The organism is Streptomyces sp. NPDC056347 (genome assembly GCF_042262625.1).
GTDB lineage: Bacteria > Actinomycetota > Actinomycetes > Streptomycetales > Streptomycetaceae > Streptomyces.
Genome location: NZ_JBHJQP010000319.1, coordinates 1 through 2,862 on the forward strand (window position 1 = coordinate 1; position 2,862 = coordinate 2,862).

At 70.2% G+C, this 2,862-nt stretch carries 3 protein-coding genes; 2 read left to right on the forward strand and 1 reads right to left on the reverse strand.

Annotated elements, in window-relative coordinates; genetic code table 11:
- Positions 1-83: 83 nt before the first annotated feature.
- Complete coding sequence (locus ACFCV8_RS35840) at positions 84-785, reverse strand: FadR/GntR family transcriptional regulator (RefSeq protein ID WP_376689744.1); 702 nt, start codon at positions 783-785, stop codon at positions 84-86.
- 143 nt (positions 786-928) lie between these two features.
- On the opposite strand from ACFCV8_RS35840, the gene ACFCV8_RS35845 reads away from it, so the two are divergent.
- Positions 929-1,438, forward strand: coding sequence for a gluconokinase (locus ACFCV8_RS35845; protein WP_376689745.1), 510 nt, complete (start codon positions 929-931; stop codon positions 1,436-1,438).
- A gap of 11 nt (positions 1,439-1,449) precedes the next feature.
- Complete coding sequence (locus ACFCV8_RS35850; protein WP_376689746.1) at positions 1,450-2,847, forward strand: GntP family permease; 1,398 nt, start codon at positions 1,450-1,452, stop codon at positions 2,845-2,847.
- Positions 2,848-2,862: the final 15 nt, after the last annotated feature.

Consider the following 2,862-nt stretch of genomic DNA (forward strand, 5'->3'; position numbering starts at 1 on the left):
GGTCCGGGGCGGGGCGGTTCCGGCTTTCGGGGCCGCTTCGGGCCTTCGGGGCTCAGGGCTTCGGGCTTCGGGCCTTCGGGGCTTCAGGGGGCGAGGACGTCCAGCTCGTGCAGGGCCCCCACGGCGATCTCCTTGGTGAGCCGCTCCGCCGCCGCCGCGTCACCCTCGCGCACCGCCTCGGCGAGCCGTACATGGAGGGTGACGGCGGCCGGGTCGGGGTCCTCGAACATGACCTGGTGGTGGGTGCGGCCCGCCAGCACCTCGGCGACCACGTCACCGAGGCGCGCGAACATCTCGTTGCCGGAGGCGTTGAGCACGATCCGGTGGAACGCGATGTCGTGCTCCAGATAGCCCTCCAGCTGCTGGCCCCGCGAGGTGGCGACCATGCCGAGAGCGCGCCCGGTGAGGTCCGCGCACTGCTCCGGGGTGGCGTTGCGGGCGGCAAGGCCCGCCGCGACGGGCTCGATCGCCGAACGCAGCACGGTCAGCGAGCGCAGCTGGCGCGGGCGGTCGGCCCCGGCCAGCCGCCACCGGATGACCTGCGGGTCGTACACGTTCCACGTCTCGGACGGCCGTACGGTCACACCGACCCGGCGCCGGGACTCGACCAGGTGCATGGACTCCAGGACCCGGATCACCTCGCGCACGACGGTGCGCGAGACGTCGAAGCGGCGGGCCAGCTCGTCGGTGCGCAGGACCTGCCCCGGCGGATGCGTACCGGCGGCGATCTCCAGCCCCAGAGTGTCCAGCACATGGGTGTGGAGCGCGGGGCCCTGTGTGGTCATGGACAAAGCCTACGGGGCACCCCCCGGCAACGAAAAGTACGACGTTTACGTCACACCATCTTGAATAAGTCGTACGTATGGGTTTCAGTAGCGCGACGGACCGATGTCGAGGAAGACATCGCGGAAGACTGCGAGGCACCCCCATGAGCACTCCCCACGTCGTCGTGGTGATGGGCGTTGCAGGGACCGGCAAGACCACGATCGGCCCCCTGCTCGCCGCCGCCCTCGGCGTTCCGTACGCGGAGGGCGACGATTTCCACCCCGCGGCCAACATCGCCAAGATGTCGGCCGGCGTCCCGCTGGACGACGCGGACCGGTGGCCCTGGCTCGACGCCATCGGCCGCTGGGCGCACAGCCGTGCGGGGCTCGGCGGGGTGGTGAGCAGCTCGGCCCTGAAGCGGTCCTACCGCGACCGGCTGCGCGCCGAGGCGCCCGGGGCCCTCTTCCTCCATCTGACCGGCAACCGGGCGCTGATCGAGGCGCGCATGGCGGGCCGTACGGGCCATTTCATGCCCACCGCGCTGCTCGACTCGCAGTTCGCCACCCTGCAGCCGCTGCAGGAGGACGAGGCCGGTGTCCCGGTCGACGTGTCCGGCACCCCTGAAGAAATCACCCAGCGAGCCGTCGCGGCCCTGCGCCGGCTCGACGACTAAGGACCACCACCGTGACCAGTCTCAGCGTCGAGATGTTGGCAGCGGACGCCGTCGAACCGATCACTTCGGCCGGCAACGCGCAGTTGGGCATCGCCGTCCTGGCGGGCATCGCCGTCATCGTCCTGCTCATCACGAAGTTCAAGATGCACGCGTTCCTCGCGCTGACCATCGGCTCGCTCGCGCTCGGTTCGTTCGCCGGGGCCGCCCCGGCGAAGACGATCGCCAGCTTCACCGCCGGTCTCGGCTCGACCGTCGCGGGCGTCGGTGTGCTGATCGCGCTCGGCGCGATCCTGGGCAAGCTGCTGGCCGACTCCGGCGGCGCGGACCAGATCGTCGACACCATCCTCGCCCGGTCGAGCAAGCGCTCCATGCCGTGGGCGATGGTGCTGATCGCCTCGGTGATCGGCCTGCCGCTCTTCTTCGAGGTCGGCATCGTGCTGCTGATCCCGGTGGTGCTGCTGGTCGCCAAGCGCGGCAACTACTCCCTGATGCGGATCGGCATCCCCGCGCTGGCCGGCCTCTCCGTGATGCACGGCCTGATCCCGCCGCACCCCGGCCCGCTGGTGGCGATCGACGCCCTCGGCGCCAATCTCGGGGTCACCCTGGCGCTCGGCGTCCTGGTCGCGATCCCCACGGTGATCATCGCGGGGCCGCTCTTCTCCCGTTACGCGGCACGCTGGGTGGACATCCCGGCCCCGGAGCGGATGATCCCGCAGCGCCCCTCGGAGGATCTCGACCGCCGTCCCGGCTTCGGCGCCACTCTGGCGACGATCCTGCTGCCGGTGGTGCTGATGCTGGTCAAGGCGCTGGTCGACATCGTCGTGGACGACCCGGAGCAGGGCCTGCAGAAGGTCACCGATGTGATCGGCTCGCCGCTGATCGCCCTGCTGGCGGCCGTCGTGGTCGGCATGTTCACACTGGGCCGGGCAGCGGGCTTCTCCAAGGGCCGTCTCTCCACCACGGTCGAGAAGTCGCTCGCGCCGATCGCCGGCGTGCTGCTGATCGTGGGCGCGGGCGGCGGGTTCAAGCAGACCCTCATCGACGCCGGAGTGGGCCAGATGATCCTGGACTTCTCCAAGGACTGGTCGATCCCGGCACTGCTGCTGGGCTGGCTGATCGCGGTGGCGATCCGGCTGGCGACCGGTTCGGCGACCGTGGCCACCATCTCGGCGGCCGGTCTGGTCGCCCCGCTGGCCGCCGACATGTCGACGTCCCACGCGGCGCTGCTGGTGCTGGCGGTCGGAGCGGGTTCGCTCTTCTTCAGCCATGTCAACGACGCCGGGTTCTGGCTGGTGAAGGAGTACTTCGGGATGAGCGTCGGCCAGACGGTGAAGACCTGGTCGGTGATGGAGACCATCATCTCCGTGGTGTCGCTGGTCTTCGTCCTGCTGCTGTCGTTGATCATCTAGGCCTCCCTTCCGGAG